Raw genomic sequence first — 26717 nt, forward strand, 5'->3', positions numbered from 1 at the left:
TGGTGCCAATGCTGCGGCATCACGTGCCAACGGGTGTGTCCCATGCGACTGCTTCTCTCCCTTTCCCTCGGCGCCGCTAGCCTCATGGCACTGCCCCTCCACGCGCAGGAGCCGCTTTGCGCGGGCGAGCCGGCGGAATGGCTGGCCGAGGCGGACCTGTCCGCCGCAGATGCCCCGCTGCAGGTCGAGGGCCGAACCGACGCCGCCACCCGCCCCTGGTTCGCCTTCCGCACGGAGGCCGAAACCACGAGCCTGCGGCTGGAGCCCGAGGCGGTGGGCGCGGGCGATCCATCCTTGGTGCTTGCGACTCCGGATGGCGAGGTGCTGGCCGAGAATGACGATGCGGCGGGCACGCTGAACAGCCGGATCGAGACCAGCGTCGGGCCCGGCACCTATTGCCTGCGGCTTGTGCCGGTGGGCGAGCCCGTGATGACCGCGCGGGTGCAGGCGGGGCGCGCCGACCAGCCGGCGCTGCTGGCCGAGCCGGCGGACACCAGCATCGTGGCCTGCGGTCCCGAGATCGGGGGCACGCCGCTGGCAGAGGGACCGCTGGACGCAGCCCTCCCGGCGGGGAAGGTCGAGCATCAGGCAGGGGCGGGTGTGGAGTATCTGCGCTTTTCGCTGGCCGCGCCGACCTCGGTGACGCTGCGGGCGGTAAGCGAAGGGCTTGATCCGCATGTGAAACTCTATGACGGCGCGGGCGCGCTGGTGGCCGAGAATGACGATGCGGACGGGCTGAATTCGCGGCTCGACTTCCTGACGCCGCTCGAAGCGGGGGACTATTGCCTCGGCGTGGCGCCGCTCTCGCCGGGCGAGGGCAGCATCACCGTTTCGGCCGAGGCGCTGGACCGTGCGGGCTTCCTGCGGACCGCTTGGCGCAAGGGCGAGATGCCCCCGCCGGAAGGCGAATGGCCGGTGCAAGTCCTTGATCTGGCGAAGGTCCGCGACACGGTCGTGCTGCATGACGGCGCCGCGCAATGGCTGGGCTTCGCGCTGGAGCGGCCGAGCGTGCTGGTTGTCGATGCCTATGGGCAGGCGGTGGGCGTCGACAGCAAGCTGGCGCTGTTCGGCGCGGCGGGGCAGCTGGTGGCCGAGAATGACGACGCGGATGGCGGCACGGACGCGCAGCTTCTGGTGCGGCTGGAGCCGGGGCAGTACCGGCTGGCGGTGATGGACGTGAACCGGCTGGACCAGCCGGGCGCGCCGATCCGGCCCATCGGCCTCGTCTTCGAGCGCTACGAGCGGGTGGAGTAGCCGCGCAACGCGCGGTGGGTGTTGCGCCGCCCTGAGGGGCGGCTGCGTTTCGGCCTGCATTTGCTCGGGTTTGGGCCGCACCGGGCGTGCACCGGGGCGGCACCGGATGTGCACAACCTGTACACCGCTTGCGGGCGTTGCCGTTGCATTTTGGGTATTTGTGCAACGAAGAAGCGGCGGGGGCGGCGCGGGGTGGAACCCTTGCGCGGGGCTGCGGGGTTCCTATCTCCTGAAGGGCCGGCGATGGGGCCGGGTCGGGAAACGGAGACGGGACATGGACACGCAGCGGGAACTTCTGATCGAGCAGCGTGTGGCGAATGACGCCAAGTCGCCGCTGGTGGCTTACCTGCTGCTGATCTTCCTCTGGGGCTTCGGCGTCCACCGCATGTATCTGGGCCGCTGGATGAGCGGGCTTCTGATGCTGGCGCTGTGGGGCGTCGGCTGGCTCTTGACGCCGGTGCTGATCGGCTGGCCGCTGGTCGGCTTCGTCGCCTTGTGGTGCGTGATCGACCTGTTCCTCATTCCGGGGATGATCGAGGCGGACAAGGCGGATATTCGGCGGCGGATGCGGTGAGGCAGTGTCTCAGCAGCCTAGCATTTTGAATAGGGACGCCCAATCAGCTGTCGCTAGCGGCACGTAGAGTACTGCAACTATAATCCCGACGATGGGCAGTACTAGTGACCAAGCAACGGCGTCGTAATCAGCTTCCTTCCGCAGCAGGTCGACAATCAGGTCCTTCTCCATTTGCGTTTCGAGGTGAGATGCAGGCTTATTTCTTGTGATCAGACCCGAAGTGGCAAGTTGGTCAATATGGTGGAATCCGCCAACCAACCCGGCGACTAAGAAGACGAAAAACGCGACACAGCCTGTATAAAACTCTTTAGAGTAGTCACTAAACTCATCAGCGCTGGCGAGTGTAACCGCTGCTACGGCCAAAAAGACTACGACCGCGGCAAGAGAGTTGGCTTTTGATTCGATTTTCTTGAGGGTTCCCAGTAGAACTTGGTAGGCTCCTAGTGATAACGTGCCATTCCCAGGCCTTAGCGAGTAGCCTTGTAACGAGGCATATGCGTTCATCCGGACGCGGAGATAATTTAGATCCTTATGCGAGATATCCAGTTCTTCGATCCTTCGGCCGCGGTAGACGTGAGGCAATAGGGTGAAGGGGAGCCAACGCTTTCTCACCAAACCGATTGCCTGTCTCCGCGACGACTTGATGGACTGATAGACAAGAAAAAGAACGACAAATGTAAAAAGAGCAATCATCTGCTCAACCCCGCTGCTACGCTCGGCACATCCCCCGCTGCAAAGCCGTAATGCCTCAACCACCGCAAATCGCTCTCGAAGAACGCGCGGAGGTCCGGGATGCCGTATTTCAGCATCGCGATGCGGTCGATGCCCATGCCGAAGGCGAAGCCTTGCCATTGATCGGGGTCAATCCCGCCCGCGCGCAGGACGTGGGGGTGCATCATGCCCGAGCCGAGGATTTCCAGCCAGGAGTTGCCTTCGCCGATCTTCAGCTGGCCGCCCTCCCACGAGCAGCGGATGTCGACCTCGGCCGAGGGCTCGGTGAAGGGGAAGTGCGAGGCGCGGAAGCGGAGTTCGACCTCGTCCACCTCGAAGAAGGCGCGGCAGAATTCTTCCAGCGTCCATTTCAGCTGGGCCATCGAGATGTCGCGGTCGATGGCCACGCCCTCGATCTGGTGGAACATCGGCGTGTGCGTCTGGTCCATGTCCATGCGGTAGACGCGGCCCGGCGCGATCACGCGGAGGGGGGCGCCGTGCTGCTGCATCGCGCGGATCTGGACGGGCGAGGTATGGGTGCGCAGGACATGCGGCGGGCGGTCGTCGCCCGGCGCGCGGTGCATGAAGAAGGTGTCATGCTCTTGCCGGGCGGGATGCTCGGGCGCGATGTTGAGGGCGTCGAAGTTGTACCAGTCGCTCTCGACCTGCGGGCCTTCGGCAACGGCGAAGCCCATGTCGGCGAAGATGGCGGTGACCTCGTCGGTGACCTGGCTGATGGGGTGGATCGTGCCTTGGCGGCGCGGGCGGCCGGGCAGCGTGACGTCGAGCCATTCGTCCTTGAGGCGGGCGTCGAGGGCGGCGTCCTCGAGGGCCAGCTTGCGGGCGCGGAGGGCCGCGTCCAGCTCGTCCCGGATCTGGTTCAGGGCCTTGCCGGTGGTCTGGCGTTCCTCGGGGGACATGCGGCCCAGCTCGCGCATCTTCAGGCTGATCTCGCCCTTCTTGCCGAGGGCCGCGAGGCGCACCTCTTCGATGGCGGCGGGGTCGGCGGCGGCGCTGATGCGGTCAAGCCATTGCTGGCGCAGGGGGGAAAGGTCGTCCATGGCGGGCCTCATGCGAAGTTGCGCCCCGCCTAGCATGGGCGGGCGCGCGGGAAAAGACCGCGCGCCCTGCCCGGTTTTACTTCCAGATGTCGCGGTTCACGCCCGGCGCGATGCCGGGATGCTTGGCGATGTGGAATTGCGGCTCGATCCCTGCCCGGCGCTGGCTGAGATAGTCGCGCGTCACCTTGGCGACAGTGCCCGACAGCAGCACGATGGCGATCAGGTTGATCGTGGCCATCAGGCCCATGCTGGCATCGGCGAAGTCGAAGACCGTGGTGACGGCCTGCAGCGAGCCCCAGACCACCATCGCCAGCGCGGCAAGGCGCAGGATCATGATGCCGGGCTTGCCGGCGCCGAGGAAGACGATCGAGTTCTCGGCATAGGAGTATTTGCCGATGATCGAGGTGAAGGCGAAGAAGAAGATCGCCACCGCGATGAAGATCTGGCCGAAGGGGCCGAAATGGTCGCTGAGGGCGGCCTGCGTCAGGTTCACCCCGGTCAGCTCGTCCGAGGGGATGACGTTGGCCAGCAGGATCATCACGGCGGTCGCGGTGCAGACGAGGATCGTGTCGATGAAGACGCCGAGGGCCTGCACGAAGCCTTGCGAGGCCGGGTGGTGCGGGTTCGGGATGGCGACGGCGGCGATGTTGGGGGCCGAGCCCATGCCGGCCTCATTGGAGAAGAGGCCGCGGCGGATGCCGTTCATCATCGCTGCCATGACGCCGCCGGCGACGCCGCCCACGGCCTCTTGCAGGCCGAAGGCGCTGCGGACGATGCCGAGGAGGATGCCGGGGACCTGCGGCAGGTGCATGACGAGGACGATGACGGCGGCCAGCAGGTAGAGGCCGGCCATGACCGGCACGACCAGTTGCGCGGTACGGGCGATCTGCGGGATGCCGCCGAAGATGATGACGCCCGACAGGACCGCGACGCCGCCGCCGACGAGGACAGCGTCGATGCCGAAGGCGCCCTCGACGGCTTGGGCGATGGAGTTGGCCTGAACGGCGTTGAAGACGAGGCCGAAGCTGATGATCAGCGCGACGGCGAAAAGGCCGGCGAGCCAGGGCAGGCCCAGCCCGCGCGAGATGTAGAAGGCCGGGCCGCCGCGATACATGCCGTCCGCGCCGTGGACCTTGTAGAGCTGCGCGAGGGTGGATTCGGCGTAGGCCGTCGCCATGCCGACGAGGGCGACCATCCACATCCAGAAGATCGCGCCAGGCCCGCCGAGGGTGAGGGCCACCGCAACGCCCGCGATGTTGCCGGTGCCGACGCGGCTGGCCAGCGAGACGCTCAGCGCCTGGAAGGGCGAGATCCCGTCGCGGTCCGTCGCGCCCGAGCCGCGCACGCAGCGCCACATCTCGCCGAAATGCAGGAATTGCAGGAGGCCGAGGCGGAGCGTGAAGTAGATGCCGACCGCAAGGAGGCCGTAGATCAGGACATAGCCCCAGAAGATGTCGTTCAGAAATCCGATGATGGCGGTCATGGCCGTCTCCGCTGGCTGCATTTTGTGCAGTCTGTAACAGCCTCGTGAGCCGCCGCAAGCCTCAGCGGGGGGTGACGCGCAGCCAGACGCCGCCGTCGGGGCGCAGGGTCAGGATCATGCGCGGGACCGGCGCGCGGCCCGGGATGGGCTGGAAGCGGTGCGCGGCAAGAAGGGTCACGAGGATGATCACCGCCTCCTGCAGGGCGAAGCTGGCGCCGATGCAGATGCGGGGGCCGGCGCCGAAGGGCAGGAAGGCGTAGCGGTCGGGGGTCGTCTCGAAGCGGCTCGGGTCGAAGGCGTCGGGGCGGTCCCAGAGGTCGTGGTGGCGGTGCAGCGCGTAGACCGGCAGCATCACCGTGTCGCCGGGCCGCACCTCGCGCCCGCAGATGCGGTCGTGGATGCGCGAGGTGCGCGACAGGAAGGCGGCCGGCGGGTAGAGGCGCAGCGCCTCGTTCACGATCCGCATGGTCAGGGGCAGCGCGCCGAGGTCCTCCGCCGTGGCGGCGCGGTCGCCGAGGACGGCCTGCGCCTCGGCGGCGGCGTCCTCTTGCACGACGGGGTCATGGGCGCAGAGATAGAGCGCCCAGGCCAACGTCAGCGCGGTCGTCTCGTGGCCCGCGACGATGAAGGTCAGCAGGTTGTCGCGCAGCTCGTCGCGGTTCATGGCGCGGCCGGTCTCGGGGTCCTGCGCATCGAGCAGCAGGTCCAGAAGGTCCGGCGGGCCGTCCTTGGCGGCCGCCTTCGCCCGCGCCTCGATGGCACCGTCGGCCAGCGCCTTCATGCGCTTGAGCCCCGGCCCCGCGAGAAGCCGGCCGGGGCGCGGCAGCCAGGCCGGCAGGCCCAGCACGTCCAGCAGCGAGACCTTGGCGGTCTGCGCGATATAGGCGTTGATCGAGGCATGGACGGCGTCGCGGTCGAACATCCCCCCGCCCGAGAAGGTGACGTCCGAGATCACCTCGAAGGTCGCGGCAACCGTCTCCTCGAAGACGTCCACGGGGCCGGTCGCGGCGGACAGGCGGCGGCGCGAGGCCTCGGCGGCGGCGGTCATCACCGGGCCGAGATTCTCGATGTTGCGATGGGCGAAGGCGGGGGCGGCGGCGCGGCGCTGCCAGCGCCAGTTGGCGCCCTCGGCCACGAACATGCTGTCGCCGATGGCCGGCTCGAGGATCAGCTTGGTGGTGGTGGACTTGGGATAGTCCTCGACCTTTTCCTTGAGGATGCGGCGCAGGCTCTCGGGGTCCATGACCATGTGCCAGCGCAGGCCCGTCTGGCCCGACACGATGGGCTGGCGGGTGGCGATGGCCGGGATCAGCTCCAGGAGGTTGCGGCGCGCGGTGAGGGCGGTGCCGATGACGCCCAAAGGGCGGACGGCCAGCGGCACCTTGACCGGTTCAGGCAGGGTCGGGTTGCTCATGGGTCCTACCTAGGAGGCCCGTCCCTGCCCCGCAACGCGGCATCGGGCAGCAGGCTCAGCCGGCCAGCTGCCCCTCCAGCCGGTATTGCAGCCCCTCGGGCGCGTAGCGGGTGGCGCCGTGCCCCTCGAAATAGGCGGGCACGATCAGATTGGTCAGCTGCGAGCCGAAGCCGCTGCGCCGCGCCGTGGGCGCGACCTGCGGCCCGCCGCTCTCGGCCCAGGCAAAGCGGAAGCGCCCCGACAGGTCGTGCTGCCAGTTGATCGAGATGCGCCCGCCGCTCTGGCTGAGGGCGCCGTACTTGGCCGCATTCGTCGCCAGCTCGTAGAGCGCGAGCGAGAGGCCGACGGCCTGCTGCGAGCTGAGCGCCAGCTGGGGGCCGGACAGGTCCACCCGGCTCCAGTCGTCGATATGGGCGCTGATCGACTGGCGCGCGACATCGCCGATCTCGGCCCGGTCGCCCAGTTCGGTCATCAGCCCCTGCGCCTTGGACAGCGCCATGATCCGCGCCGCCACCCGGTCGCGCGCCTCGGGAAGCGAGCTGGCATTCCGCAGCGTGGCCGACACCACGGTCGAGGTGACGGTCAGGATGTTGCGGATGCGGTGCAGAAGCTCGGCCTGCATCACCTGCTGGGCGCGGCGCGACTCGACATGCTCGGTCACGTCCATGGTCAGGTTCACGAAGCCCGCGACGCGCCCGAGATCGTCGAAAAGCGGGCTGTAGGTGAAGGTGAAGAAGGTCTCTTCGTCATAGCCGTTGCGGCGCATGATCAGCCGCATCTCGTGGCTGAGCGTGCCCTCGCCCGACAGGGTGCGGCGCACCAAGGGCTTCACGTCCTCCCACACGTCGGACCAGACGAGGGCCAGGGGGCGGCCGAGCGCGCCCTCCTCCTTGGCGCCAAGGATCGGCGCGTAGGCGTCGTTGTAGAGCATGGTGAGGTCCGGGCCCCAGAACATGCTGGAGGGGTGCGGCTGGTAGAGCATGCCCTTGACGGCCGAGACCAGCGAGACGGGCCAGCCGTCGATGGGACCGAGCGGCGTCGCCGCCCAGTCATGCGCCGCGATGGCGCGGGCCATCCGGCTTGTCTCCCATGAGAACTCCACCACCTTCGGCAGATCCAGCCCGGGCCACAGCGTGTTCACTCAGTCTCTCCGCAACCAGCAGGATCATCTTCGACCGCAAGGTCGGCAGGAGCAACGAATGCGCGACCGCAAAATCGCAACCTGATGCAGCGCAAATGGTTGCGACGAAAATGGTTGCGGCGACGCATTTCTCAAGAAGAAAAGGCCCGTCCGGAGACGGGCCTTCACGAATGCCGGACGCGCGCCTCGGCTCAGGCGGCGGCCTTCGCCTGCTGGACGATCGCACCGAAGGCTTCGGGCTCGTTCACGGCCAGGTCGGCCAGGACCTTGCGGTCGACCTCGATCCCGGCTTTCGCAAGCAGGTTGATGAAACGCGAATAGGTCATCTCGGCGTCGACCAAGCGGACGGCGGCGTTGATGCGCTGGATCCACAGAGCGCGGAAGTTGCGCTTGCGGTTCTTGCGGTCGCGGGTGGCGTACTGGTTCGCCTTGTCCACGGCCTGGGTGGCGGTGCGGAAGTTCCGCGAGCGGGCGCCGTAATAGCCCTTGGCTTGCTCAAGGACCTTCTTGTGGCGGGCGTGGGTAACCTTGCCGGATTTAACTCGTGCCATTGTTCAGTCCTCGGATCAGCGGTTGTAGGGCATGTATTTCTTGACGATCTTGGCATCCGCGTCCGAAAGGACCGTGGTGCCGCGCGCGTCGCGAATGAACTTCGTGGTGCGCTTGATCATGCCGTGGCGCTTGCCGGCCTGGGCGGATTTCACCTTGCCCGTGGCCGTGAACGAGAACCGCTTCTTGGCAGCGGATTTGGTCTTCATCTTCGGCATTTTCATCTCCTTGGTCAGAGTGAACGCGCGACTCGGCAATGCCACAGGGGCCGGCCGCACGGGGTAGCAGGCGCGCCGTATACGGGCGCGGCCGCGGAATGGCAAGGCTCAGTTGCCGATGACCCGGCCGAAGGCGGCGGGAATGTCCTGGACGCGGAACGGGTCCGGGTTCAGCCAGGCGCTGGCGAAGACCAGAAGGATACCCAGCACGAAGGCCAGCACGGCCGCCCGCGGCGGCTGGAGCCGCAGCAGCTGGACCACGGCCAGCGGCAGGGACAGAAGGCACAGCAGCACGCCGGCCAGCAGCAGAAGATCGGTCATCGCCTCAACCCTCGATCAGGAACGCCACCGTTATTCCGGGTCGGTGGCGAAGATCAAGCGGTCATCGCAGGGCGCGATCCTGAGGATGTTCGTGGTCCCCGCGACGTTGAAGGGCACGCCCGCCATCACCACGATCTTGCGCGATTCGTCGGCAAAACCGAACTTGCGCGCGGCGCGGGTGGCGTTCACCACCGCCTCTTTGAAGCGCGAGAGGCGGGGCGTGATGACGCAATGGGTTCCCCAGGTCAGGCACATGCGGCGCAGCACGCTTTCTTCCGGGGACAGCGCCAGGATCGGCACGCGCGGCCGCTCGCGCGCGACAAGGTTCACCGTCGTGCCCGATTGGGTGAAGGCGCAGATTGCGGCGACATCGGTCGTCTCGGCGATCTCGCGCGCCGCCGTCACGATGGCGTCCGGCACCGAGGACAGGGACGCCTTGCGCGCCGCCTCGATGATCGAGCGGTAGTTCGGGTCCGCCTCGACCGAGCGGGCGACGGCGTCCATCGTCTTCACCGCCTCGATCGGGAAGCTGCCGGCGGCGCTTTCAGCCGACAGCATGACGGCATCCGCGCCCTCGTAGATGGCGTTCGCCACGTCGCTGACCTCGGCGCGGGTCGGCATCGGGCTCTCGATCATGCTCTCCAGCATCTGCGTGGCGACGATCACCGGCTTGGCGGCGCTGCGGCAGAGGCGGACGAGGCGCTTCTGGATCGGCGGGACCGAGTGGACGGGCAGCTCCACTCCCAGATCGCCGCGGGCGACCATGATCCCGTCCGAGACCTTCAGGATGTCGTCGAAGGCGCGCACGGCGGCCGGCTTCTCGATCTTCGACAGGACCGCCGCGCGGCCGCGGGCGAGGACCTTGGCCTCCTCCACGTCCTCGGCGCGCTGCACGAAGGACAGGGCCAGCCAGTCGACGCCCAGCTCGCAAGCGAATTCCAGATCGGCGCGGTCCTTCTTCGACAGCGCGGCCAGCGGCAGCACCACGTCAGGCACGTTCACGCCCTTGCGGTCGCTGATCGTGCCCGAGACCGTGACCACGCATTCGGCGAAGTCGGGGCCGCATTTCTCGACCCGAAGGCGGATCTTGCCGTCGTTGACCAGCAAGTTGCTGCCCTCGATCAGGGCCGCGAAGATCTCGGGATGGGGCAGCTGCACGCGGGTCGCGTCGCCCGGCGCGGGGTCCAGATCGAAGCGGAAGGGCGCGCCCTCGGCCAGGTCCACGGGGCCCGCGGCAAAGGCGCCGACGCGCAGCTTGGGGCCCTGGAGGTCGGCGAGGATGGCGATGGGGCGGCCCGTCTCGACCTCGATCTCACGGATCGCGTCGTAGCGGGCGCGGTGGTCGTCATGGCTGCCATGGCTCATGTTCAGGCGGAAGACGTCGGCCCCCGCCTCGAACAGCGCCCGGATCATGTGCTTCTCGGACGAGGCGGGGCCAAGCGTCGCCACGATCTTCACGTTGCGGTGTCGTCTCATCATCCTGCCCTCTCGTCGCACGCGGTTTAGCGCTATCTAGGCCGAATTGCCCCCGGCCGGCAACTGGCGTCTGGCCCCGCCCCGTTGTAGGAACGTCGCCATGAAGGATGACATCGCCATGACAGACCGCGCCTTCTGGACCGAGGGCGAGGACCGCCCCTCGCGCTGGCTGGTCACCTGCGATCACGCGACGAACCGCGTGCCGGACTGGGTCGGCGGCGGCACGCTCGGCATCGCGGCGGCCGACATGGCGCGGCACATCGCCTATGACGTGGGCGCGGCCGGGCTCGCCTCGGCGCTGGCGCGGCTGATGGCGGCGCCGGCGGTCTTCTCGGACTTCTCGCGGCTGGTGATCGACCCGAACCGGGGCGAGGACGACCCGACGCTGCTGATGCGCCTCTATGACGGCACGGTGATCCCGGCGAACAAGGCCGCAGACGCGGCCGAGCGCGCGCGCCGGCTGGACCGGCTGCACCGCCCCTATCACCGGGCGCTGGCCGGGCTGGCCGGCCGCCACGAGGCGCGCTGCATCTGCGCCATCCACAGCTTCACCCCGCAGCTGCGCGGCCGCCCGCCGCGGCCCTGGCAGGTCGGCATCCTCTACTCGCACAAGGACGCCCGGCTCGGCCCGGCGATGGTCGCCGCCTGCCGGGACGAGGGCTGGATCACCGGCGAGAACCAGCCCTATGACGGCCATCTCGACGGCGACAGCATCGACCGCCACGCGCTGGCCCATGGCCGGCCGAACCTGCTGATCGAGGTGAGAAACGACCTGATCGCCGCGCCCGAGGGTCAGGAGGCCTGGGCCGCACGCCTCGCGCCGGTGATCTCGCGGGTTCTGGAGGACGCGCGCCTCTGACGGCGAAGGCGCAGGGGGGCCAGCCCCCCATCGCGCTTTCGCGCGATGCCCCCCGGGATACTTGCGCACAGAAGATGAAGCGGTTGGCCCTATCTTCTGTGCCGAAATATTCCGGGGTGCGCGGGGGGCTGGACCCCCGCAGGGGCGGGACGCAATTCAGACGGCGGTCTTCAGGCTCTCTTCCAGGTAGATCTCGCGCAGGCGTGCGGCGACGGGGCCGGGGGTGCCGGAGCCGATCGAGGTGCCGTCGATCCGCACCACCGGCATCACGAAGGCCGAGGCGGAGGTGACGAAGGCCTCGTCCGCGTCCTGCGCCTCGGCAATGGTGAAGGCGCGTTCCTCGACGGCCATCTGCGCCTCGGCGGCGAAGCGCAGGACGGCGGCGCGGGTGATGCCGTGCAGGATGTCGTGGCTCAGCTCGCGCGTGACGATGCGGCCGTCCTTGACGATGTAGGCGTTGTTCGAGGTGCCCTCGGTCACGCGGCCCTCCTCCACCATCCAGGCGTCGTCGGCGCCGCGCGCCTTGGCCTCCATCTTCGCCATCGATGGGTAGAGAAGCTGCACAGTCTTGATGTCGCGCCGTCCCCAGCGCAGGTCGGGGATGCTGACCACCGACCAGCCGACCTTCGCGGCGGGCGCGTCGGCAAGTCCGGGCTTGCTTTGCGTGAACATCACCACGGTCGGGACCGTGTCTGCCGGGGGATAGGCGAAGTCCCGGTCGCCCGGATTGCCCCGCGTGACCTGCAGGTAGACGAGCCCGTCCGTCACCTCGTTGCGCGCCACCAGCTCGCGGAAGGCGGCGAGGTAATCCGCATCCGCCAGCGGGTCCTGGATGGCAAGCTCGGAGAGCGAGCGTTGCAGGCGGACCATGTGGCCCTCGTAGTCCAGCAGCTTGCCGCCAAGGACGCTGACGACCTCGTAGACGCCGTCCGCCATTAGGAAGCCGCGGTCGAAGACCGAGATGCTGGCCTCGGCCTCGGGCAGATACGCGCCGTTCACATATACCGTCCGGGTCATCCAGGGCCTCCTCGCCAATTATCCGGGCATGGTCCTGCGCCCAAAGCCCGTCCGCGTCAAGAACCGGCTCATCCCTGGCTCAGCCTGCGGAAGGCGGCCGAGGCGCCCCAGCCGGCAAGCGCCGCCACCGCCAGCGACATCAGCCCGTAGAGCAGCGGCTGGTCGAAGGCGAGGCGGTAGAGCCAGCGCTCGAGCCCAACCTTGTGCACGTCGATCGGCGCCTGGTGGACGTCGACAACCTGCCCGCCGCGCAGAAGGAAGATGCGGGCCTTGTAGGCGCCCTCGACCAGCGTCGCCGGCAGGCGGATGTCGGCGCGAAAGAGCGTGTCCTCGGCCAGGACGACGCCCCCCTCGTCCAGGCGGTAGCGCCCGGCCTCCTCGCGCAGGCGGATCAGCGCCTCGGTGAAGGGCAGCGTGTCGTCCACCTCATGCGCGCCGGCGAAGGCGCGCAGCGCCTGCGGCAGCGAGATGCGGAAGCGGCTGTCCCAGTCCGGCGCGAGGATCTCGTCCAGCGGCCGGGTCGTGGCGACGGCGTAGAAGCTGGGCGCGGCGCCGACCTCGACCCGCTCGGCATTGACCCAGATGCCCAAGCGCCGCTCCTTGCGCCAGACGGTCAGGGGCTGCGAGGGCGCCTCGATGGTCACGATGATGTCGAGGGGATCGGCGGGAATGGGCGACTCGCGCCGGACCGCGCCGTAGATCAGGATCTCGGAGCCGTCGAAGGTCGCCGTGATCGCCACCGCGTCGCGCGAGAGGCCCGCGACCACCTGCTCGGTCGGCGCCGCGCCGTTGACCGGGGCCGGCGGCCGGCGCTCGCCCGGGAAGGGATAGAGCGGGAAGTCCGCGCCCGGTGCGGGTGGCGCGGCCGGGCCGGTTTCGGGCGCGAGCGGCTGCGGCGCCTCGCCGGGAGCTTCGGGCCCGGCCTCCTGCGCCGTGGCGGTCAGCGGGACGAGGACGGCGAGGGCAAGCGCCAGGGCGAGGGCGAGCGGCCGCATCAACCCGTTCTCGCCGCGATGGAGTAAAGCTCGTCCGGCGGCAGGAAGAGGTCCAGCGCCAGCTTGCCGCAGACGCTCAGCACCAGAAGCGCCAGGAGGATGCGCAGCTGCTCGGCCCGCAGCCGCGCCCCGAGCGTCGTGCCGACCTGCGCGCCGACCACGCCCCCGATGATCAGCAGCACGGCCAGCATCAGGTCCACCGTGTTGTAGCTGATCGCGTGCATCAGCGTGGTGAAGGCGGTCACGAAGGTGATCTGGAAGAGCGAGGTGCCGACGACGACCTTGGTCGGCATCCCCAGAAGGTAGATCATCGCGGGCACCATGATGAAGCCGCCGCCGACCCCCATGATGGCCGCCAGCACCCCCACCGCCACCCCGACCAGCAGCGGCGGGATGACGCTGATGTAAAGGCCCGAGGCGCGGAACTTCAGTTTCAGCGGCAGGCGGTGCACCCACATGTGCTGGTGCAGGCGCCGCCGCGGCGCGGCCGGGTTGCGCGAGCGGTAGATCGTGCGCAGGCTCTCCTGCAGCATCATCGTGCCGATCAGTCCCAGGAAGACCACGTAGCAGAGCTGCACGACCAGCTCGACCTGGCCGAGGCCCTGCAGGATGTTGAAGACCAGAACCCCCAGCGCCGAGCCGACGAGGCCGCCCGCCAGAAGGACGCCCCCCATTCGGAAATCCACGGTCCGGCGCTTCATGTGCGCCAGCACGCCCGAGACCGACGAGGCGACGACCTGGTTCGCGCCCGTCGCCACGGCGATGGCGGGCGGGATGCCGATGAAGAACAGCAGCGGCGTGATCAGGAAGCCGCCCCCCACGCCGAAGAGACCGCTCATCAGCCCGACCACGCCGCCAAGGCCGATCAGGACGAAGGCGTTGACCGACGCCTCGGCGATGGGGAGGTAGATCTGCATGCTGCCGCGCCGGTTGTCTTGCCCAGGAAAAGGATGCAACGCCGCGACAGGCAAGGTCAAACCGCTTTCGCTGCCGTGATCGCGCCTTGAAGCAAATGCGCCCCGCCGGTAAGCAGATTGCAACACGCCTGCCGGCGCGCGTCGGCGGCCAGCAAGCAAGGGGCAGCGATGCGCATCCTCATCACGAATGACGACGGCATCAACGCCCCCGGCCTCGAGGTCCTGCACGAGATCGCGACCGAACTGGCCGGCCCCGGCGGCGAGGTCTGGACCGTCGCCCCCGCCTTCGAGCAGTCGGGCGTCGGGCACTGCATCAGCTACGCCCATCCGACGATGATCGCCCGCCTCGCCGAGCGGCGCTACGCGGCCGAGGGCAGCCCCGCCGACTGCGTCCTTGCCGCGGTGGGCGATCTTCTGGCGACAACGCCGCCCGATCTGGTGCTGTCGGGCGTGAACCGCGGCAACAATGCCGGCGAGAACGCCATGTATTCGGGCACGATCGGCGGGGCGATGGAAGCCGCCCTGCAGGGCCTGCCGGCCATCGCGCTGTCGCAATATCTAGGCCCGCGGACGGCGGGTCTGGCCGATCCGTTCGAGACCGCGCGGCAGCACGGCGCCAGCGTGGTGCGGCGGCTTCTGGATCACGGCGACTGGCGCTCGGACCAGGACTTCCGGCTCTTCTACAACGTGAACTTCCCGCCGGTGCCGGCCGCCGATGTGCGGGGCCTGCGCGTCGCGCCCCAGGGCCAGCGCCGGGGCAGCCGCTTCGGGGTCGAGCCCTATGTCGCCCCCAACGGGCGGCGCTTCATCTGGATCGCGGGCGGCTCGCAGCAGGCCCCGGCGGCCGAGGGCAGCGACGTGGCGGTGAACATGGACGGCTTCATCTCGGTGACGCCGATGCGGGCGGACCTGACCTGCCACGCCTCGCTGGCGCGGCTGGCCGCGGCGCTGGACGCGCCCGCCCCGGCCGAAGCGGGCACGCCATGACCGAGGCCGGCCCGGAGGACAACCCGGCCGAGCGCAAGATGCGCTTTCTCTTCCAGCTGCGCTCGCGCGGGGTCACCGACCCGCGGGTGCTGGAAGCCATGGAGCGGATCGACCGCGGCCTCTTCGTGCGCGGCCAGTTCGCCGACCGCGCCTACGAGGACACGCCGCTGCCGATCCCCTGCGGGCAGACGATCAGCCAGCCCTCGGTCGTGGGCCTGATGACGCAGGCGCTCGGCATCGGGCCGCGCGACACGGTGCTGGAGATCGGGACCGGCTCGGGCTACCAGGCGGCGGTGCTGTCGGGCCTCTGCCGGCGCGTCTACACGGTGGACCGCCACCGCCGCCTGGTGCAGGAGGCCGAGGCGATCTTCCGCGAGCTGGGTCTTTACAACATCACCGCCCAGGTCGCAGACGGCTCGCGCGGGCTGCCGGACCAGGCGCCTTTCGACCGCATCCTCGTGACCGCCGCGGCCGAGGACCCGCCGGGGCCGCTGCTTGCGCAGCTGAAGATCGGCGGTATCATGGTCGTCCCGGTCGGGCAGTCGGACGCGGTCCAGACGCTGATCCGCGTGACCCGCTCCGAGAGCGGCTTCGACTATGACGAGCTGCGACAGGTGAGGTTCGTGCCGCTGGTCGAGGGGCTTGGCCAGACATGACCTCGGGCCGGGTGATGGCGATGTTCGGACGGGCTGAGGGCAGGGACATGGGATCGACACGACGTCTGGCCGCAGGGCTGGCAGCGGCCGCACTGCTGGCCTCCTGCGGGGCGCGGGGCTTCGATCCGGACCTGCGCGGCTGGCTGCCGGGGAACCTCGGCACGGCCGAGGCTGCGGCCGAGGCCCCGGCCCGGCCGCAGCCGGACGAGCGCGGGGTGATCAGCTTCCCGGGCAGCCAGGTGGTGCTGGCGCGGTCCGGCGACACCCCGGCCGCGGTCGCCGCACGGCTCGGCCTCTCCGGCGACGCGCTCGCCCGCCACAACGCGCTGCCCGCCGACGCCGCGCTGACGGCAGGGGCGGTCCTCGTCCTGCCGCAGCGGGTGGCTGGCGCTGCTGCCACGACGTCCGCACCTGCCCTGCGCGACCCCTTCGCCGCCGCAAGCCCGGCAGCGGCCGGGGCTGGGGCCGCGCCGCGCCCCGCCCCCGCCAATCCGCGCGAGCATGTGGTCACGGCGGGCGAGACCGCCTGGTCCGTGGCGCGGCGCTACAACATCTCCGTCCAGGACCTAGCGTCCTGGAACGGCCTGCCCGCCGACATGGGCCTGCGCGTGGGCCAGCGCCTGATCGTTCCTGCCGCGGCGGCGCGCGTGGCCGCAGCCACGACTAGCGCGCCCGGACAGGGCAGCGCGACGCCCCTGCCCCCCTCGGCCGCGGCGCCCCTGCCGGATGAGACCACCCGCCCGGCCGCGTCGCCTGCGCCCGAGGCGCCCGTCGCCGATCTCGGGACGACCCGCACCGCCGCCTCGGGCAGCGGCCGGTTCCGGATGCCGGTGCAGGGCTCGATCATCCGCGTCTACGAGAAGGGCCGCAACGACGGCATCGACATCGCCGCGCCGACCGGCAGCACGGTCGCGGCGGCCGGCGCCGGCACCGTCGCCGCCGTCACCCGCGACACCGCGGGGGTGCCCATCGTCGTCGTGCGGCACGAGGGCGACCTGATGACCGTCTATGCCGGCCTCGGCGACGTCGCGGTCTCGAAGGGCGACACGATCGGCACGGGCGACAGGATCGGCGCGGCCGGAAACAACGGCTTCGTCCATTTCGAGGTGCGCCGCGGCTTCGAAAGCCTCGATCCCGAGACCTTCCTCAACTGACCTATGCACCTCGGCCTTGGCTGGAGCGGTCGCGTTCGGTGGCGAAGCAATCGCTGACATGAGGATGGACGGAGGCGCCGGAACCGCAGCATTGCCCGCTGCCAAGGGGCAGCTCCGTCCTGCGTCGCTGACCCTTCGGGCTTGCTGCACTTCACATGGGCGTCCGCCCTGGGGCGAGGCGTTGATCTAAGGAAGGTCTGCCAGCAGCGCCAGCCCGTCGCGCAACTCGGCGGGCAAACCAGCCGGCAGGGCCGAGTCGAGCTCGGCATGAGCCTCGCGCCAGGCTTCTGCGGCCTCTCGAAGCAGGCTCACGCCCTCTGGGGTGATGCGCAGAAGGCGCGACCTGCCGTCATCCGGGTCAGGCTCGACCACCAGCAGTCCGCGACGGGAGAGCGGCTTGACTGCGGCAGTCAGAGTGGATGGATCCATGCCGAGAAACGGCGCCAGCCGACCGATTGCTGGCGGCTCGGACCGATTCAACGCCATCATCAACGAGAGCTGGCCGTTGGTCAGCCCGAAGGGCCGCAAGGCGAGATCGAACCTTCGGGACAGCCTGCGTGCAGCCCGCTGCACCGCAAGGCAGAGGCAGGTGTCACGGATGTGCAAGACCGTCTCGGATGGCAGCAGGTCGGGAGTTGTTTTCGACATTTTATTTTGGTATCAAAGTAGCAGCGTGGCGACAAGCCTTGCGCGTGGTCCGGTGTGGGAGGCATCGATGATCCCCAAGAACACGATCTGCATCTGGTACGACACCGAGGCCGAAACGGCAGCGCGCTTCTACGCCTCGGTCTTTCCCGACAGCGAGGTCGAGGCCGTCCACCGCGCCCCGATGGACAACCCTGGCACCAAGGAGGGGGATGTGCTGGTGGTCCGTTTCACCGTTTGCGGTATCCCCTGCATCGGCGTGAATGGCGGACCCATCTTCCCCCAGTCTGAGGCGTTCTCGTTCCAGATCGCGACGGACACGCAGGAGGAAACCGACCGTTACTGGAACGCGATCGTGGGCAATGGCGGCCGGGAAAGCGCATGCGGCTGGTGCAAGGACCGATGGGGCGTCAACTGGCAGATCACGCCGCGAACGCTGACCGAAGCCTTGGCGGCGGGTGGCGACGAGGGAAGACGTGCCTTCGCTGCAATGATGACCATGCAGAAGATCGACGTCGCCGCGATCGACGCTGCCCGTCGCGGGTAAGGAAGAGGACACGCACGATGACCGAGCGCATCACCATCACTGCTATCGTGAACGCAACGCCTGACGAGGCCTGGGCCGCCTATACCTCGCCCGAAGCGATCATGGCATGGAACAAGGCGTCTCCTGACTGGCACTGCCCGTCTGCCACCGTTGATCTTCGCCCTGAAGGTCGGCATGTCGCCCGGATGGAGTCGCGCGATGGCGCGTTCGGCTTCGACTTCGGCGGCACATATGAGGAGGTGCAGGCGCCCGACGCGCTAACGCTGCGCCTCGATGACGGTCGCCGGACCAGCACGACATTTGTGACAGAAGGCACCGGCACCCGCGTGACGACTGTTTTCGAGCCGGAAAGCAGCAACCCGGTCGAGAAGCAACGTGCTGGTTGGCAGGCAATCCTCGACAGCTACGCCGCCTATGTGAACCGTTCGCGCTGATGCCTGCGAAGGGAAGGTTCAGGAGAATGCATCGGCAAGATTGTCTCTCTACGTTGCGGAGATCGCAAATGCGCAGGCAAGCTGTCTCGAATTAGGCTTTATCAGATCGTCCTCTGGTTTCACATGATCCAAATACGTGCGGCCTAACCGGCGGCTAGAGATTTCGTGCAAGCTTCCAGCGTCTGCTTTGGGCAACCCCGACTAGGTGCAGCGGGATGCCCTTGCCCGCGTGGTGCCTAGAATGAGCCGGTTTTATGGCCTGCTGGACCGCTCTCATTAGAAGCGACAGGCGCCAGTTAGGCACATGACGTTCATTCAAAGAAATGATTTGGCTGTGCTGTCAGACATATGCAAACTCGTCTCAGTGTTTGCGGTCGCGTCAGCTCTCAGGCAGCGCCGAGCTGGCGCCACTTGGCAAGAGCTGCGGCTCGGTTGACTTCAAAGTGCTGATGTCGAGAGAAGCTGCGATCCTGGTTGAAGTGATCTGAGACCGAGGAGTGGACGGCGGCAAAGAGCTGAAGCGTCTTCATCCGCCGGAAGCGGAGCATGGCCCGTTCTCGTCGCAGGAACGGCATCTAAATCGTCGACCAGCAGCGCAAAGTCGTTCATCGTGCCTCTGTCGAAAGCGACCCTGTCGTTGTCTGAGAGCACCTGCTCGACCTCGACCTTGCCTTTGGGAGGGTCGGCCTAGAGGCCGGGCCCCTCTCGTCCTGGCTATACGCGGGGCTGGTCGATGATGGTCTCCCGGCGATCCTTGTAGAGACCCGTCACATGCACTCCGCCCTGTCGGCCCGGATCAAAAAAACCGACCTCAACGATGCACTGGGCATTGCGCAGATGATGCGCGCGGTCCTGTTCAAGCCGGTCTATGTGAAGACCCCGGCCAACCAGCAGCGCAGACTGCTGCTGACCTCGCGCAAGCTGTTGCAGCGCAAGGCCTACGACATAGATAACGATCTGCGCGGGCAGTTGCGCACCTTTTTCTTGAAAGTCGGCGCCTTGGGCGCGGCAAGCTTCGACGCGCGGGTGCGCGAGCTCGTCGATGACCATTCCGCGATTGCAGCCGTTGTCATTCCGCTGCCACTGGCCCTCGAAGCGCTGCGGACGCAGCTTGCCAGACTTCACAAGCTGCTCCTCGACACCGTTCGTGTTGATCCCATATGTCGCCGCCTGATGGCAGCGCTCGGCGTGGGCCCGGTGGTCGCGCTCAGCTACCGCGCCTGCGTCGACAATCCGACTCGCTTCAGCCGATTAAAGAACGTGGGTGCCCACTACGGCCTGACGCCACGGCTTTACCAGTCCGGCGAGGTCAGCCGGACAGGCCGGGTCTCGCGATGTGGCGATGCCATGATGCGTGCTGCCTTTTATGAAGCAGCGCTCGTTTTGCTGACCAGCCCGCGCGGCCGCTGGAAATCCCTGAAGGCTTGGGGCATGGGTGTGACGCGGCGCCGGGGCATCCAGAAGGCGATCGTGGCTGTCGCTCGGACGCTGGCCATAGTGCTCCATCGTATGTGGCGGGACGGCACGCAGTTCCGCTGGAGCGTTGCCGAAACTATTTAATCAATCCGACCCCTTATCGAAATCTCGAGCTCCTCCGTCGGAGGAGATCTCTACGGGGACGACGGGAGCGGGCGAGACCGAGGAAACTCAAGCAGCAGTCCGACTGACATTGCGCGGCTCAGATGGCTCCGCCCACTTCCTCTGATCCCATCATGAGGCGGCAACAAAGCCGACCTCGGAGAGAAGCAAGAGCTCCGCAGGCCTGACCTTCTGACCGTCGCACAGGCTCAGCAAGTGGAGTAGACACATGACCTCCGAATAGAGAAGAAGTTTCCCGATGCCGCCTCCCGAAGAATGAGCTTCTCAAGCGTCAGGTTGGAGACGGCCTTCCGAAGCCGCTCCCTCGCCAGCGGTTCTCGGACCGATAGCGAACCGCTGGCTCGATCCTTCTCGAGCTCCTTCAACCGCTTCACCTGGTCGGTCTTCAGCCCGCCGAACTCCTTGCGCCATCGGTAGTAGGTGAAGTGCGTCACACTGATTGATCGCACCGCCTCGGCTACCGACTGGCCTCGCGATACCAGCACGTCGACCTGCCGAAGCTTCGCGACGATCTCTTCCGGCTTGGTCTCTTCTGGGGCATCGTTGCATCCCCCAACCAGCTCGTAAGCCATACTTCAGGGAGGACCACTTTTTAGGAGTCAGACCAGGCAGTTGCGTCAATGTTCTTGAGTAATGTCTAAGCGCGCCGTCAAGCTCATACGGCCCGGGCCGATGTGGTCAACCACGGCGTACGCTTATACATGTCGACGCGAGGACATTCACTATTCGGCTTCATCGGCTGAATGGAACCTTCGTCTCACGTTGTGCTACATCCGCCAGGCAGACTTTTCCGTCTCTCAGGAAGTTACGTTCTTGCGTATCATGTTCAGCGCACCCTGTAATGAGCATGCCCACCCAGCATGCTGTGGAGCGGTGAAGACAGACCAATGCCACTGCTCGCTTTTCGTCAGTAGGCTATGCAGCACGTCACGATTGACACGGCCGACCATCACGCCGTCGCGTAGGACGAACCAATCATCAAGATCAGGATCGAAAGTGCGCCTGCGGGTCCACGTTGCCATTCGCGCACAAGATCACGCTCAAAGCGTCTCGTCCAGATCATCCGAGGGCGTGATGAAGAAACAGAAGTGACCACGCGTACTATAAATGCACTCCCTCAACACTGGGAGGTGCCGGAAGCCAACATCTGACGACTAATTGGCCTGCCCCCTGAAAAGTGGTCCTCCCTGGAGTATGGCTTTCGAGCCACTGCGCTGCTCCCCAATCTTGGACCGCCGGATTCTGGAGTTTTCCGACTTGGTCATGGCGACGGGCTGGCTGCGCCGCCGGGATAATGCAGGGCGATCGGGACGGTATATCCAATCGCACTATGGGGCCGGTCTTCGTTAGAGTGCCTACGCCAATCCTCCAGCTTTTCCCGAGCATCTGCAAGGCTCATAAACCAATGCGCGTTCAGGCACTCTGAGCGGAGCTTGCTGTTGAACGCCTCGATGAAGCTGTTGTCGGTGGGCTTGCCGGGTCGTGAGAAGTCCAGCGTGACGTCATTGGCATAGGCCCACAGATCGAGGTCACGGGAAATGAATTTGCTGCCGTTTTCGACCCGAATGGTTCTGGGACAGCCGACCTGGGCACAGACCCATTCCAGTGTCTGGACCACATCTTCGTCGCGGTAGGTGAAGCGGGGATCGGCAACCGGGCAAAAGCGGGAATGGATATCGACGATTGTCAGAATGCGTAGCTTGTTACCCAAGGCCAGCTGATCGTGAACAAAATCCATAGTCCAGACATCATTTGGACCGACAGCCTCCTGACGATCATCGCGCAACTTCGCCTTGACCCGCCGCTTCGGGTGCTTGTTCCTGAGCTGCAGACCCACCTCATTGTAAATCCGGCGCGTCTTCTTGACGTTCACCTGCCACCCCTCCCGTCGCAGCAAGACATGGATGCGCCGATAGCCGTAGCGCACCCGCGTTTCGCAGATCTCTCGGATCCTCAGCTCCAATACGGCATGCCCGGTTCGGCGGAATTTGTAATGCTAGCTCGACGGGTCAAAGCGCAGGGCCCCACATGCCCCGCGGATCGACACGCCCCAGTCCACCAACATCCCATCGACCAATTGCCGTATCGGGGCAGGCCTGAAAGCTTTCGGCGGATGACGTCCTGCAACATCTCCCTGTCCAGCGTCAGGTCAGCGACGATCTTCTTGAGCCGGCGGTTCTCGTCTTGGAGCGCCTTCAATCGGCGCATCTCGTCGGGCAGCAGCCCGCCGTATCGCTTCTTCCAGTTGAAGTAGGTGGCCTGTGACCTGCCCCCTGCGAACTGGACCGTTTCAAAGTGGAGTTTTCGGCTAACATTCTCTGGTTGGGAGAGGAGCTGAAGACGATGAAAGCATCGCGGTTCACCGAAGCGCAGAAGGCATTTGTCCTGAGGCAGGGCGAGGAAGGCACGCCGGTGGCCGAGGTCTGCCGGAAGGCGGGGATCAGTCAGGCGACCTACTTCAACTGGAAGAAGCGATACGGCGGCCTGCTGCCTGTCGAGATGCGTCGGCTGAAGGCGCTGGAGGACGAGAACGGCCGCCTGAAGAAGATCGTCGCCGACCTGACTTTGGATCGGGAAATGCTGCAGGACGTGATCCGGCGAAAGCTCTGAAGCCTGGCCGGATGCTCGAACTAGCTCACGGGATGTGCATCGATTGGGGCGCATCGATACGCAAGGCTTGTGGGGCCCTGCGGTTTGACACCTCCACCTTCCACTACAAGTCCCGGCGCACCGACCAAGCAACCGTTGCAAGGCGGATCAAGGAGATCTGCGAGACACGCGTGCGATATGGTTATCGTCGCGTCCGCGTGTTGCTGCGACGGGAGGGCTGGCATGTGAACGTCAAGAAGACGCGCAGGATTTACAATGAGCTGGGTCTGCAGCTCAGGAACAAGCACCCGAAGCGGCGGGTCAGGGCGAAGTTGCGCGATGATCGCCAGGAGGCGGACGGCCGAACGATGTCTGGGCCATGGACTTTGTTCATGTCCAACTCGCCTTGGGCAACAAATTGCGGATCCTGACGATCGTCGACACGCATTCGCGTTTCTGCCCCGCCGCCGAACTGCGCTTCACCTACCGCGGCGAGGATGTGGTCCGGACCCTGGAACGGGTCTGTGCCCAAGTCGGCTATCCTCGGACGATCCTGGTCGACAATGGCAGCGAATTTATCTCTCGCGATCTTGACCTGTGGGCTTATGCCAACGACGTCACCCTGGACTTCTCACGTCCTGGCAAGCCAACAGACAATCGCTTCATCGAGGCGTTCAACAGCAAGCTCAGGTCGGAATGCCTGAACGCGCACTGGTTCATGAGCCTTGCGGACGCGCAGGGGCAGGTCACTCCTTGCGGAGCTTGATTCGCGTCAAGCGAATGCATTCAGTGGGTCTAACGCCTAGAGATTAGCAGAGGTCGGATTGTGTTTTCCATCACTGCCCCACTTCCGGTGTAGCGTGAACGAGCCTAATGTACTGCCAGCAGATGAAGAGCAGCAGGCCGATCAGAAACTGGAGCCAACACTATTGGTGCAGATGTGGTCGCAAGTCTCTCAGAACTTCAGCATCCAACGCACATCTCGATCGATGTTACTCAATCTACCGATTTAGGCAGCTTCCGGATGTAACTCTAAGGTTGTAGGGTTTCGATAGGTTCCCGTAGGTAGTCCCATGCAGCCGTATTTTTTTGTCCTTGCTTACACCTGTGGCCTGATGACCACGTGCACGATGATTTACAGTTACACTCAGGCGCAAGTCTCCCGCCAGATCGTGCGGAGGTGTATTGTAGGACTGGGCTTTGGGTCAGCCGGCATCCTCGCAATGCTTCAACCGCTCGAGATCGAGCCGGGTGTGATTGCAGACGCCAGAGGCGCTTTTGTAGGCATGGCGACAGCTTTTGGCGGTCCTGTGGCTGCGGCAATTGCGGTAGCACTGACGGTCGCCGCACGCGTCGCCATCGGCGGCTCGGGAGCAGCCTTGGGTGCGGCTGTAATTTTAATCACCACTGCACTCGCGGGATTGTGGCTGCACGCCTTCAAGAACCACCAAAGCCGCGACAATAGGGCTTGGATCATGCTGGCGTTGTCATGCGCCGTCCCCACTTTTATTGCGCTTCATAGTTTGCCAGCTGCGCATAGCCTTATTGGCATCTTCTTTGCTGGGATGACAACGATTGTTGTCTTCAGCTTTGGCAAGCTGCTGCATGCCGAGCAACATCGCGGGCGCCGCGAGCGGCAGCTAGCGCACGCTGCTTCCACAGACGCGTTGACCGGCCTGCCGAACCGCCGTGCTTTTGAGGATCACGCGCGGCAGCTTGAGGAAACTGGCGCACAAGATGTTATGCTGCTGCTACTTGACGTTGATCATTTCAAAGCGATCAACGACGAACTTGGCCACGACGGCGGGGACAATGTTCTACAAGATATCGCGAAAGCCATACGAAACACCGTTCGCGATACGGATTTTGCTGCACGTATTGGCGGCGAGGAGTTTGCCGTCATCGTTGAGTTGCGCGACGCTACAAACCCTCACCAGATCGCCGAGCGCTTCCGCGCGGCCGTACAAATACCCTATGGCTCAGCAGCGGACAGAAAGGTATCAACCGTAAGCGTTGGAGGCTTCTGCCTCAGCGGCAGGGCCTTCAGCTTTCAGAACGCCTACAAGCATGCCGATGAGGCGCTGTACAGGTCGAAGCGAGCCGGAAGAAATCTTGTGACGCTCTTCCCCTCCCTACAGGTTGCATAAGCACACGCACAAGGAGAACTGCGGCATTGTCTTCTCGTGGCCACAAGCTATGATCTGACCGGGTGCTGCCTTTCGGACTAAGCTATGCACATTATCATGCGCTTCTTCACTCTCATCTTATCTGCGGTTCTGGCAGCCTGCGGTGGCCATTCCCCAACAACCGAAGTGTCGCCAGGCGGAAGACCGGTTGCCTCTGGACCCTTCGATACTTACAAGACGCAGCACAACAGCTTCAATCGGGTGCGGATGGACCGTTCTCGCGCAGAGGATGCCGCTACGCTGGCTGCATTCGAGGATGCTGATCCCACGGATCCCGCCGGCTATCGCAACCTGATCCGGCTGGCTGAGCGGGACTACGGCGGCAAGGTAACAATCGAGGTGATCGCGCAGGTGGATACAGCGAGCGGCGCTCCGACGCGCCTGCTGCGGCTGACGGCAGACCAAGCACCTTTCGACAACAGCCGCAATGGTTCACCCGGCGCCACCCGCGGGCGGTACTTCTTCAAGGGCCAGAGCTTTGCGTGGGTTACGATCGACGACGGCCCCTTGTTGTCGGGCCGCCACAGTCAAGGGCTGGAGAACCTGGTTCTGGACTTCGACAAAGGCACTGCTGACATCGACATCCGCACTGAAGTTTCGGACCGCTCGCAGGTCGAGATAGGACTGCGCGCAATCGGGCTGCCCTTCGACGTTGTATCGGGAGCTTTTGGCGGCGGAGCGACGATCCACGTGCGCAACCCGGACGTGACCGAGACGTACCGGATCCCCGGGCATCTGCGGGGCAATGTCGGCGGCAGTCCGACATATAGCGACGGACAGCACGGGATGGCCGCGTCGGGCCTGTACACAGCGCGGGGAGCGGATGGAGGACACTCGGTGAAGGTCGACGGCGCCTTCGTGGGCCGCGATCCGAATGCGCGCCCCTGACCGGCGGCTTCCACTGATCGCTGTGGCCGCGCTGATCCTGCCAATGACGTCTTCTGCCGATGTCATCGACAGGCTTCGCCTCGCCGAGGCCGCCGCTCCCGAACGGCTGCGCTTGCGCGTTCATGCGGCGGCGCTCTCGCACGGCACGCTTCCGGCTCCGGGCGTTGCGCGGATGCGCCGTGACATGGAGCGGCAGGGATACTACTTCGACGGGGGACCACCCGAAGTGATCGCATCGGACGTGGTCCTAGCCCCGACCTTGGCGTGGGACGGCAACATCAATGGCGGCGTCGTGCAGGACCGCTTCGTCGCGGGCGGGCTTGTGTTTGAAGCCGCACCCGAGGTGCGTGCGGTGAGCGGTGCAGTGGCCGGTGTGCAAGGGCTTTACCGCACGCGTTTGGCCCTCAACAACGGACAGCTTATCGAGTTGCGCGGTGGGGTCGAACTTGGCTATGCGCCAGCTGTGCGTCTTGGCCGAGCCGATACCCGGTTGGGTATCTGTCTGCAGAACCACCTCGCCGGATGGTCCTTCCTGGACATCTGCGGGACGAAGGCGTTCTACTGGCGTGACCTGGTCGAAGGGGATGCCGAGCAAGTTTCCCTCGAAGCCACGCAAGTTCTTGTCGCCAGCGCCTCGGCCCACCAACTCGGCTTGCGGGTCCTGCGAGTTTCCGGGGAAGCCGACAAGCAAGATCGGGTCGCATTTTCGGTCAATTCGGTTTGGACACGCGTGGCCACGCAGGCAGAGCTGACGCTGGGGGAAGATGTCTCCGGCACTACGTCGCTGCGCTATCGGCTAGAAGGTGGCGTCAGCTGGCTGATGCTGGATCGAGTCTTCAGCCTAGACCTATCAAGGCAGGAGCTGGATGGGGGGGCGTTCCTCGGCGTGCCGCGCCGGGACGAAGTCTACGAGCTGACCTTGGCGGTAGATCTACGCACCGGCGCTGAACTTAGTCTGGGGCTTGTCGACAGTCGCTCGACGGCAGCGATCGCAGACTACCGACAGGTGACGCTAGATCTGCGATTTGACAGCTTCCGCTGA

24 protein-coding genes and 5 pseudogenes are annotated in these 26717 nt (G+C 66.0%); 13 read left to right on the plus strand and 16 right to left on the minus strand.

From position 1 onward, the window contains the following. The first annotated feature begins 84 nt into the window (after positions 1 to 84). Positions 85 to 1254 (plus strand): DVUA0089 family protein, encoded by a 1170-nt coding sequence (locus BLP73_RS04150; protein WP_090740591.1) that lies wholly within the window; start codon positions 85 to 87, stop codon positions 1252 to 1254. Between the two features lie 274 nt (positions 1255 to 1528). After that, entirely contained in the window at positions 1529 to 1828 is a 300-nt protein-coding gene (locus BLP73_RS04155) for a TM2 domain-containing protein (protein WP_090740593.1), read from the plus strand. A 9-nt stretch (positions 1829 to 1837) separates the two neighbouring features. On the opposite strand, the gene BLP73_RS18935 is transcribed toward BLP73_RS04155, so the two are convergent. From BLP73_RS18935 to pyk, 9 genes are all read right to left on the minus strand, one after another. Continuing rightward, positions 1838 to 2521, minus strand: a complete 684-nt coding sequence (locus BLP73_RS18935) for a hypothetical protein (RefSeq protein WP_175453228.1) — start codon at positions 2519 to 2521, stop codon at positions 1838 to 1840. Beyond that, positions 2518 to 3600 (minus strand): phenylalanine--tRNA ligase subunit alpha, encoded by a 1083-nt coding sequence (gene pheS / locus BLP73_RS04160; protein WP_090740595.1) that lies wholly within the window; start codon positions 3598 to 3600, stop codon positions 2518 to 2520. The genes BLP73_RS18935 and pheS overlap by 4 nt, the downstream gene beginning before the upstream one ends. A 76-nt stretch (positions 3601 to 3676) precedes the next feature. Further along, positions 3677 to 5083: an alanine/glycine:cation symporter family protein gene (locus BLP73_RS04165; RefSeq protein WP_090740736.1), complete on the minus strand. Its 1407-nt coding sequence runs from the start codon at positions 5081 to 5083 to the stop codon at positions 3677 to 3679. A gap of 61 nt (positions 5084 to 5144) precedes the next feature. Next, the gene (locus BLP73_RS04170) at positions 5145 to 6497 is read right to left on the minus strand and encodes a cytochrome P450 (RefSeq protein WP_090740597.1); all 1353 of its coding nucleotides are present in this window, start codon (positions 6495 to 6497) and stop codon (positions 5145 to 5147) included. 55 nt (positions 6498 to 6552) lie between these two features. After that, positions 6553 to 7638 (minus strand): sensor histidine kinase, encoded by a 1086-nt coding sequence (locus BLP73_RS04175; RefSeq protein WP_217630633.1) that lies wholly within the window; start codon positions 7636 to 7638, stop codon positions 6553 to 6555. Positions 7639 to 7829: 191 nt separating this feature from the next. Then, positions 7830 to 8189, minus strand: a complete 360-nt coding sequence (gene rplT, locus BLP73_RS04180; RefSeq protein ID WP_090740599.1) for a 50S ribosomal protein L20 — start codon at positions 8187 to 8189, stop codon at positions 7830 to 7832. Between the two features lie 15 nt (positions 8190 to 8204). Next, complete coding sequence (gene rpmI / locus BLP73_RS04185; protein ID WP_090740601.1) at positions 8205 to 8405, minus strand: 50S ribosomal protein L35; 201 nt, start codon at positions 8403 to 8405, stop codon at positions 8205 to 8207. 108 nt (positions 8406 to 8513) lie between these two features. Then, positions 8514 to 8726: a hypothetical protein gene (locus tag BLP73_RS04190; protein WP_090740604.1), complete on the minus strand. Its 213-nt coding sequence runs from the start codon at positions 8724 to 8726 to the stop codon at positions 8514 to 8516. A 30-nt stretch (positions 8727 to 8756) separates the two neighbouring features. Continuing rightward, positions 8757 to 10202, minus strand: a complete 1446-nt coding sequence (gene pyk, locus BLP73_RS04195; protein WP_090740607.1) for a pyruvate kinase — start codon at positions 10200 to 10202, stop codon at positions 8757 to 8759. A 118-nt stretch (positions 10203 to 10320) separates the two neighbouring features. On the opposite strand from pyk, the gene BLP73_RS04200 reads away from it, so the two are divergent. Then, positions 10321 to 11061 (plus strand): N-formylglutamate amidohydrolase, encoded by a 741-nt coding sequence (locus tag BLP73_RS04200; RefSeq protein ID WP_090740609.1) that lies wholly within the window; start codon positions 10321 to 10323, stop codon positions 11059 to 11061. A 156-nt stretch (positions 11062 to 11217) separates the two neighbouring features. Here the strand turns inward: BLP73_RS04200 and BLP73_RS04205 are convergent, their stop codons facing one another. From BLP73_RS04205 to BLP73_RS04215, 3 genes are all read right to left on the minus strand, one after another. After that, positions 11218 to 12078, minus strand: coding sequence for a D-amino-acid transaminase (locus BLP73_RS04205; protein ID WP_090740611.1), 861 nt, complete (start codon positions 12076 to 12078; stop codon positions 11218 to 11220). Between the two features lie 68 nt (positions 12079 to 12146). Then, positions 12147 to 13073 carry a TIGR02186 family protein gene (locus tag BLP73_RS04210; protein ID WP_090740613.1) on the minus strand — a complete coding sequence of 309 codons (927 nt, stop codon included), beginning with the start codon at positions 13071 to 13073 and terminating at the stop codon, positions 12147 to 12149. Continuing rightward, positions 13073 to 13990, minus strand: a complete 918-nt coding sequence (locus BLP73_RS04215) for a sulfite exporter TauE/SafE family protein (RefSeq protein ID WP_090740615.1) — start codon at positions 13988 to 13990, stop codon at positions 13073 to 13075. The genes BLP73_RS04210 and BLP73_RS04215 overlap by 1 nt, the downstream gene beginning before the upstream one ends. A 168-nt stretch (positions 13991 to 14158) precedes the next feature. Between BLP73_RS04215 and surE the strand changes: the two genes are divergently transcribed. Genes surE through BLP73_RS04230 form a run of 3 tightly spaced genes read left to right on the plus strand, consistent with a single transcriptional unit; the run spans position 14159 to position 16787 of the window. Then, the gene (surE, locus tag BLP73_RS04220; RefSeq protein ID WP_090740618.1) at positions 14159 to 14977 is read left to right on the plus strand and encodes a 5'/3'-nucleotidase SurE; all 819 of its coding nucleotides are present in this window, start codon (positions 14159 to 14161) and stop codon (positions 14975 to 14977) included. After that, on the plus strand, positions 14974 to 15633 hold the full coding sequence (locus BLP73_RS04225) for a protein-L-isoaspartate(D-aspartate) O-methyltransferase (protein WP_090740620.1): 660 nt from the start codon (positions 14974 to 14976) through the stop codon (positions 15631 to 15633). The genes surE and BLP73_RS04225 overlap by 4 nt, the downstream gene beginning before the upstream one ends. A 47-nt stretch (positions 15634 to 15680) precedes the next feature. Next, positions 15681 to 16787 carry a M23 family metallopeptidase gene (locus BLP73_RS04230; RefSeq protein ID WP_090740740.1) on the plus strand — a complete coding sequence of 369 codons (1107 nt, stop codon included), beginning with the start codon at positions 15681 to 15683 and terminating at the stop codon, positions 16785 to 16787. Positions 16788 to 16973: 186 nt separating this feature from the next. Here BLP73_RS04230 and BLP73_RS04235 read toward each other — a convergent pair whose 3' ends face one another. Further along, positions 16974 to 17435 carry a MarR family winged helix-turn-helix transcriptional regulator gene (locus BLP73_RS04235; protein WP_090740622.1) on the minus strand — a complete coding sequence of 154 codons (462 nt, stop codon included), beginning with the start codon at positions 17433 to 17435 and terminating at the stop codon, positions 16974 to 16976. Between the two features lie 67 nt (positions 17436 to 17502). Here BLP73_RS04235 and BLP73_RS04240 point away from each other — a divergent pair, with 67 nt between their 5' ends. Both BLP73_RS04240 and BLP73_RS04245 read left to right on the plus strand, forming a co-directional pair. Further along, positions 17503 to 17979, plus strand: coding sequence for a VOC family protein (locus BLP73_RS04240; protein WP_090740624.1), 477 nt, complete (start codon positions 17503 to 17505; stop codon positions 17977 to 17979). A gap of 17 nt (positions 17980 to 17996) precedes the next feature. After that, a complete protein-coding gene (locus BLP73_RS04245; RefSeq protein ID WP_090740626.1) occupies positions 17997 to 18413 on the plus strand; it encodes an SRPBCC domain-containing protein in 417 nt (138 codons plus the stop codon). 386 nt (positions 18414 to 18799) lie between these two features. Here the strand turns inward: BLP73_RS04245 and BLP73_RS19310 are convergent. Then, a pseudogene (locus tag BLP73_RS19310) lies at positions 18800 to 18988 on the minus strand (IS6 family transposase); the annotation flags it as partial. Between the two features lie 4 nt (positions 18989 to 18992). Between BLP73_RS19310 and BLP73_RS04250 the strand changes: the two are divergent. Further along, positions 18993 to 19973, plus strand: a pseudogene (locus BLP73_RS04250) (IS110 family RNA-guided transposase). A 242-nt stretch (positions 19974 to 20215) separates the two neighbouring features. Here BLP73_RS04250 and BLP73_RS04255 read toward each other — a convergent pair. Together BLP73_RS04255 and BLP73_RS04260 are read right to left on the minus strand one after the other, a co-directional pair. Then, positions 20216 to 20553: pseudogene (locus BLP73_RS04255) on the minus strand (transposase); the annotation flags it as partial. A gap of 720 nt (positions 20554 to 21273) precedes the next feature. Beyond that, positions 21274 to 22283, minus strand: a pseudogene (locus tag BLP73_RS04260) (IS3 family transposase); the annotation flags it as partial. A gap of 72 nt (positions 22284 to 22355) precedes the next feature. Here BLP73_RS04260 and BLP73_RS04265 point away from each other — a divergent pair. From BLP73_RS04265 to BLP73_RS04280, 4 genes and pseudogenes are all read left to right on the plus strand, one after another. Next, positions 22356 to 23340, plus strand: a pseudogene (locus tag BLP73_RS04265) (IS3 family transposase); the annotation flags it as partial. Between the two features lie 334 nt (positions 23341 to 23674). Continuing rightward, positions 23675 to 24748, plus strand: a complete 1074-nt coding sequence (locus tag BLP73_RS04270) for a GGDEF domain-containing protein (RefSeq protein ID WP_090740628.1) — start codon at positions 23675 to 23677, stop codon at positions 24746 to 24748. Positions 24749 to 24844: 96 nt separating this feature from the next. Further along, positions 24845 to 25675 (plus strand): viral aspartic protease, encoded by an 831-nt coding sequence (locus tag BLP73_RS04275; protein WP_139165886.1) that lies wholly within the window; start codon positions 24845 to 24847, stop codon positions 25673 to 25675. A gap of 22 nt (positions 25676 to 25697) precedes the next feature. Beyond that, complete coding sequence (locus BLP73_RS04280) at positions 25698 to 26717, plus strand: hypothetical protein (RefSeq protein ID WP_175453230.1); 1020 nt, start codon at positions 25698 to 25700, stop codon at positions 26715 to 26717.

This window comes from Paracoccus tibetensis (assembly GCF_900102505.1).
Lineage (GTDB): Bacteria > Pseudomonadota > Alphaproteobacteria > Rhodobacterales > Rhodobacteraceae > Paracoccus > Paracoccus tibetensis.

Bases quoted from the DNA above. Each gene is read 5' to 3' on its own strand.
- BLP73_RS04270 (WP_090740628.1), top strand. From the start codon at position 23,675: ATGCAGCCGTATTTTTTTGTCCTTGCTTACACCTGTGGCCTGATGACC.
- BLP73_RS04165 (WP_090740736.1), bottom strand. From the start codon at position 5,083: ATGACCGCCATCATCGGATTTCTGAACGACATCTTCTGGGGCTATGTC.
- BLP73_RS04155 (WP_090740593.1), top strand. From the start codon at position 1,529: ATGGACACGCAGCGGGAACTTCTGATCGAGCAGCGTGTGGCGAATGAC.
- pyk (WP_090740607.1), bottom strand. From the start codon at position 10,202: ATGAGACGACACCGCAACGTGAAGATCGTGGCGACGCTTGGCCCCGCC.
- pheS (WP_090740595.1), bottom strand. From the start codon at position 3,600: ATGGACGACCTTTCCCCCCTGCGCCAGCAATGGCTTGACCGCATCAGC.
- BLP73_RS04215 (WP_090740615.1), bottom strand. From the start codon at position 13,990: ATGCAGATCTACCTCCCCATCGCCGAGGCGTCGGTCAACGCCTTCGTC.
- BLP73_RS04205 (WP_090740611.1), bottom strand. From the start codon at position 12,078: ATGACCCGGACGGTATATGTGAACGGCGCGTATCTGCCCGAGGCCGAG.
- BLP73_RS04150 (WP_090740591.1), top strand. From the start codon at position 85: ATGGCACTGCCCCTCCACGCGCAGGAGCCGCTTTGCGCGGGCGAGCCG.
- BLP73_RS04240 (WP_090740624.1), top strand. From the start codon at position 17,503: ATGATCCCCAAGAACACGATCTGCATCTGGTACGACACCGAGGCCGAA.
- rplT (WP_090740599.1), bottom strand. From the start codon at position 8,189: ATGGCACGAGTTAAATCCGGCAAGGTTACCCACGCCCGCCACAAGAAG.
- BLP73_RS04230 (WP_090740740.1), top strand. From the start codon at position 15,681: ATGGGATCGACACGACGTCTGGCCGCAGGGCTGGCAGCGGCCGCACTG.
- BLP73_RS04235 (WP_090740622.1), bottom strand. From the start codon at position 17,435: ATGTCGAAAACAACTCCCGACCTGCTGCCATCCGAGACGGTCTTGCAC.
- BLP73_RS04275 (WP_139165886.1), top strand. From the start codon at position 24,845: ATGCGCTTCTTCACTCTCATCTTATCTGCGGTTCTGGCAGCCTGCGGT.
- BLP73_RS04190 (WP_090740604.1), bottom strand. From the start codon at position 8,726: ATGACCGATCTTCTGCTGCTGGCCGGCGTGCTGCTGTGCCTTCTGTCC.
- BLP73_RS04210 (WP_090740613.1), bottom strand. From the start codon at position 13,073: ATGCGGCCGCTCGCCCTCGCCCTGGCGCTTGCCCTCGCCGTCCTCGTC.
- surE (WP_090740618.1), top strand. From the start codon at position 14,159: ATGCGCATCCTCATCACGAATGACGACGGCATCAACGCCCCCGGCCTC.
- BLP73_RS18935 (WP_175453228.1), bottom strand. From the start codon at position 2,521: ATGATTGCTCTTTTTACATTTGTCGTTCTTTTTCTTGTCTATCAGTCC.
- rpmI (WP_090740601.1), bottom strand. From the start codon at position 8,405: ATGCCGAAGATGAAGACCAAATCCGCTGCCAAGAAGCGGTTCTCGTTC.
- BLP73_RS04225 (WP_090740620.1), top strand. From the start codon at position 14,974: ATGACCGAGGCCGGCCCGGAGGACAACCCGGCCGAGCGCAAGATGCGC.
- BLP73_RS04170 (WP_090740597.1), bottom strand. From the start codon at position 6,497: ATGAGCAACCCGACCCTGCCTGAACCGGTCAAGGTGCCGCTGGCCGTC.
- BLP73_RS04245 (WP_090740626.1), top strand. From the start codon at position 17,997: ATGACCGAGCGCATCACCATCACTGCTATCGTGAACGCAACGCCTGAC.
- BLP73_RS04200 (WP_090740609.1), top strand. From the start codon at position 10,321: ATGACAGACCGCGCCTTCTGGACCGAGGGCGAGGACCGCCCCTCGCGC.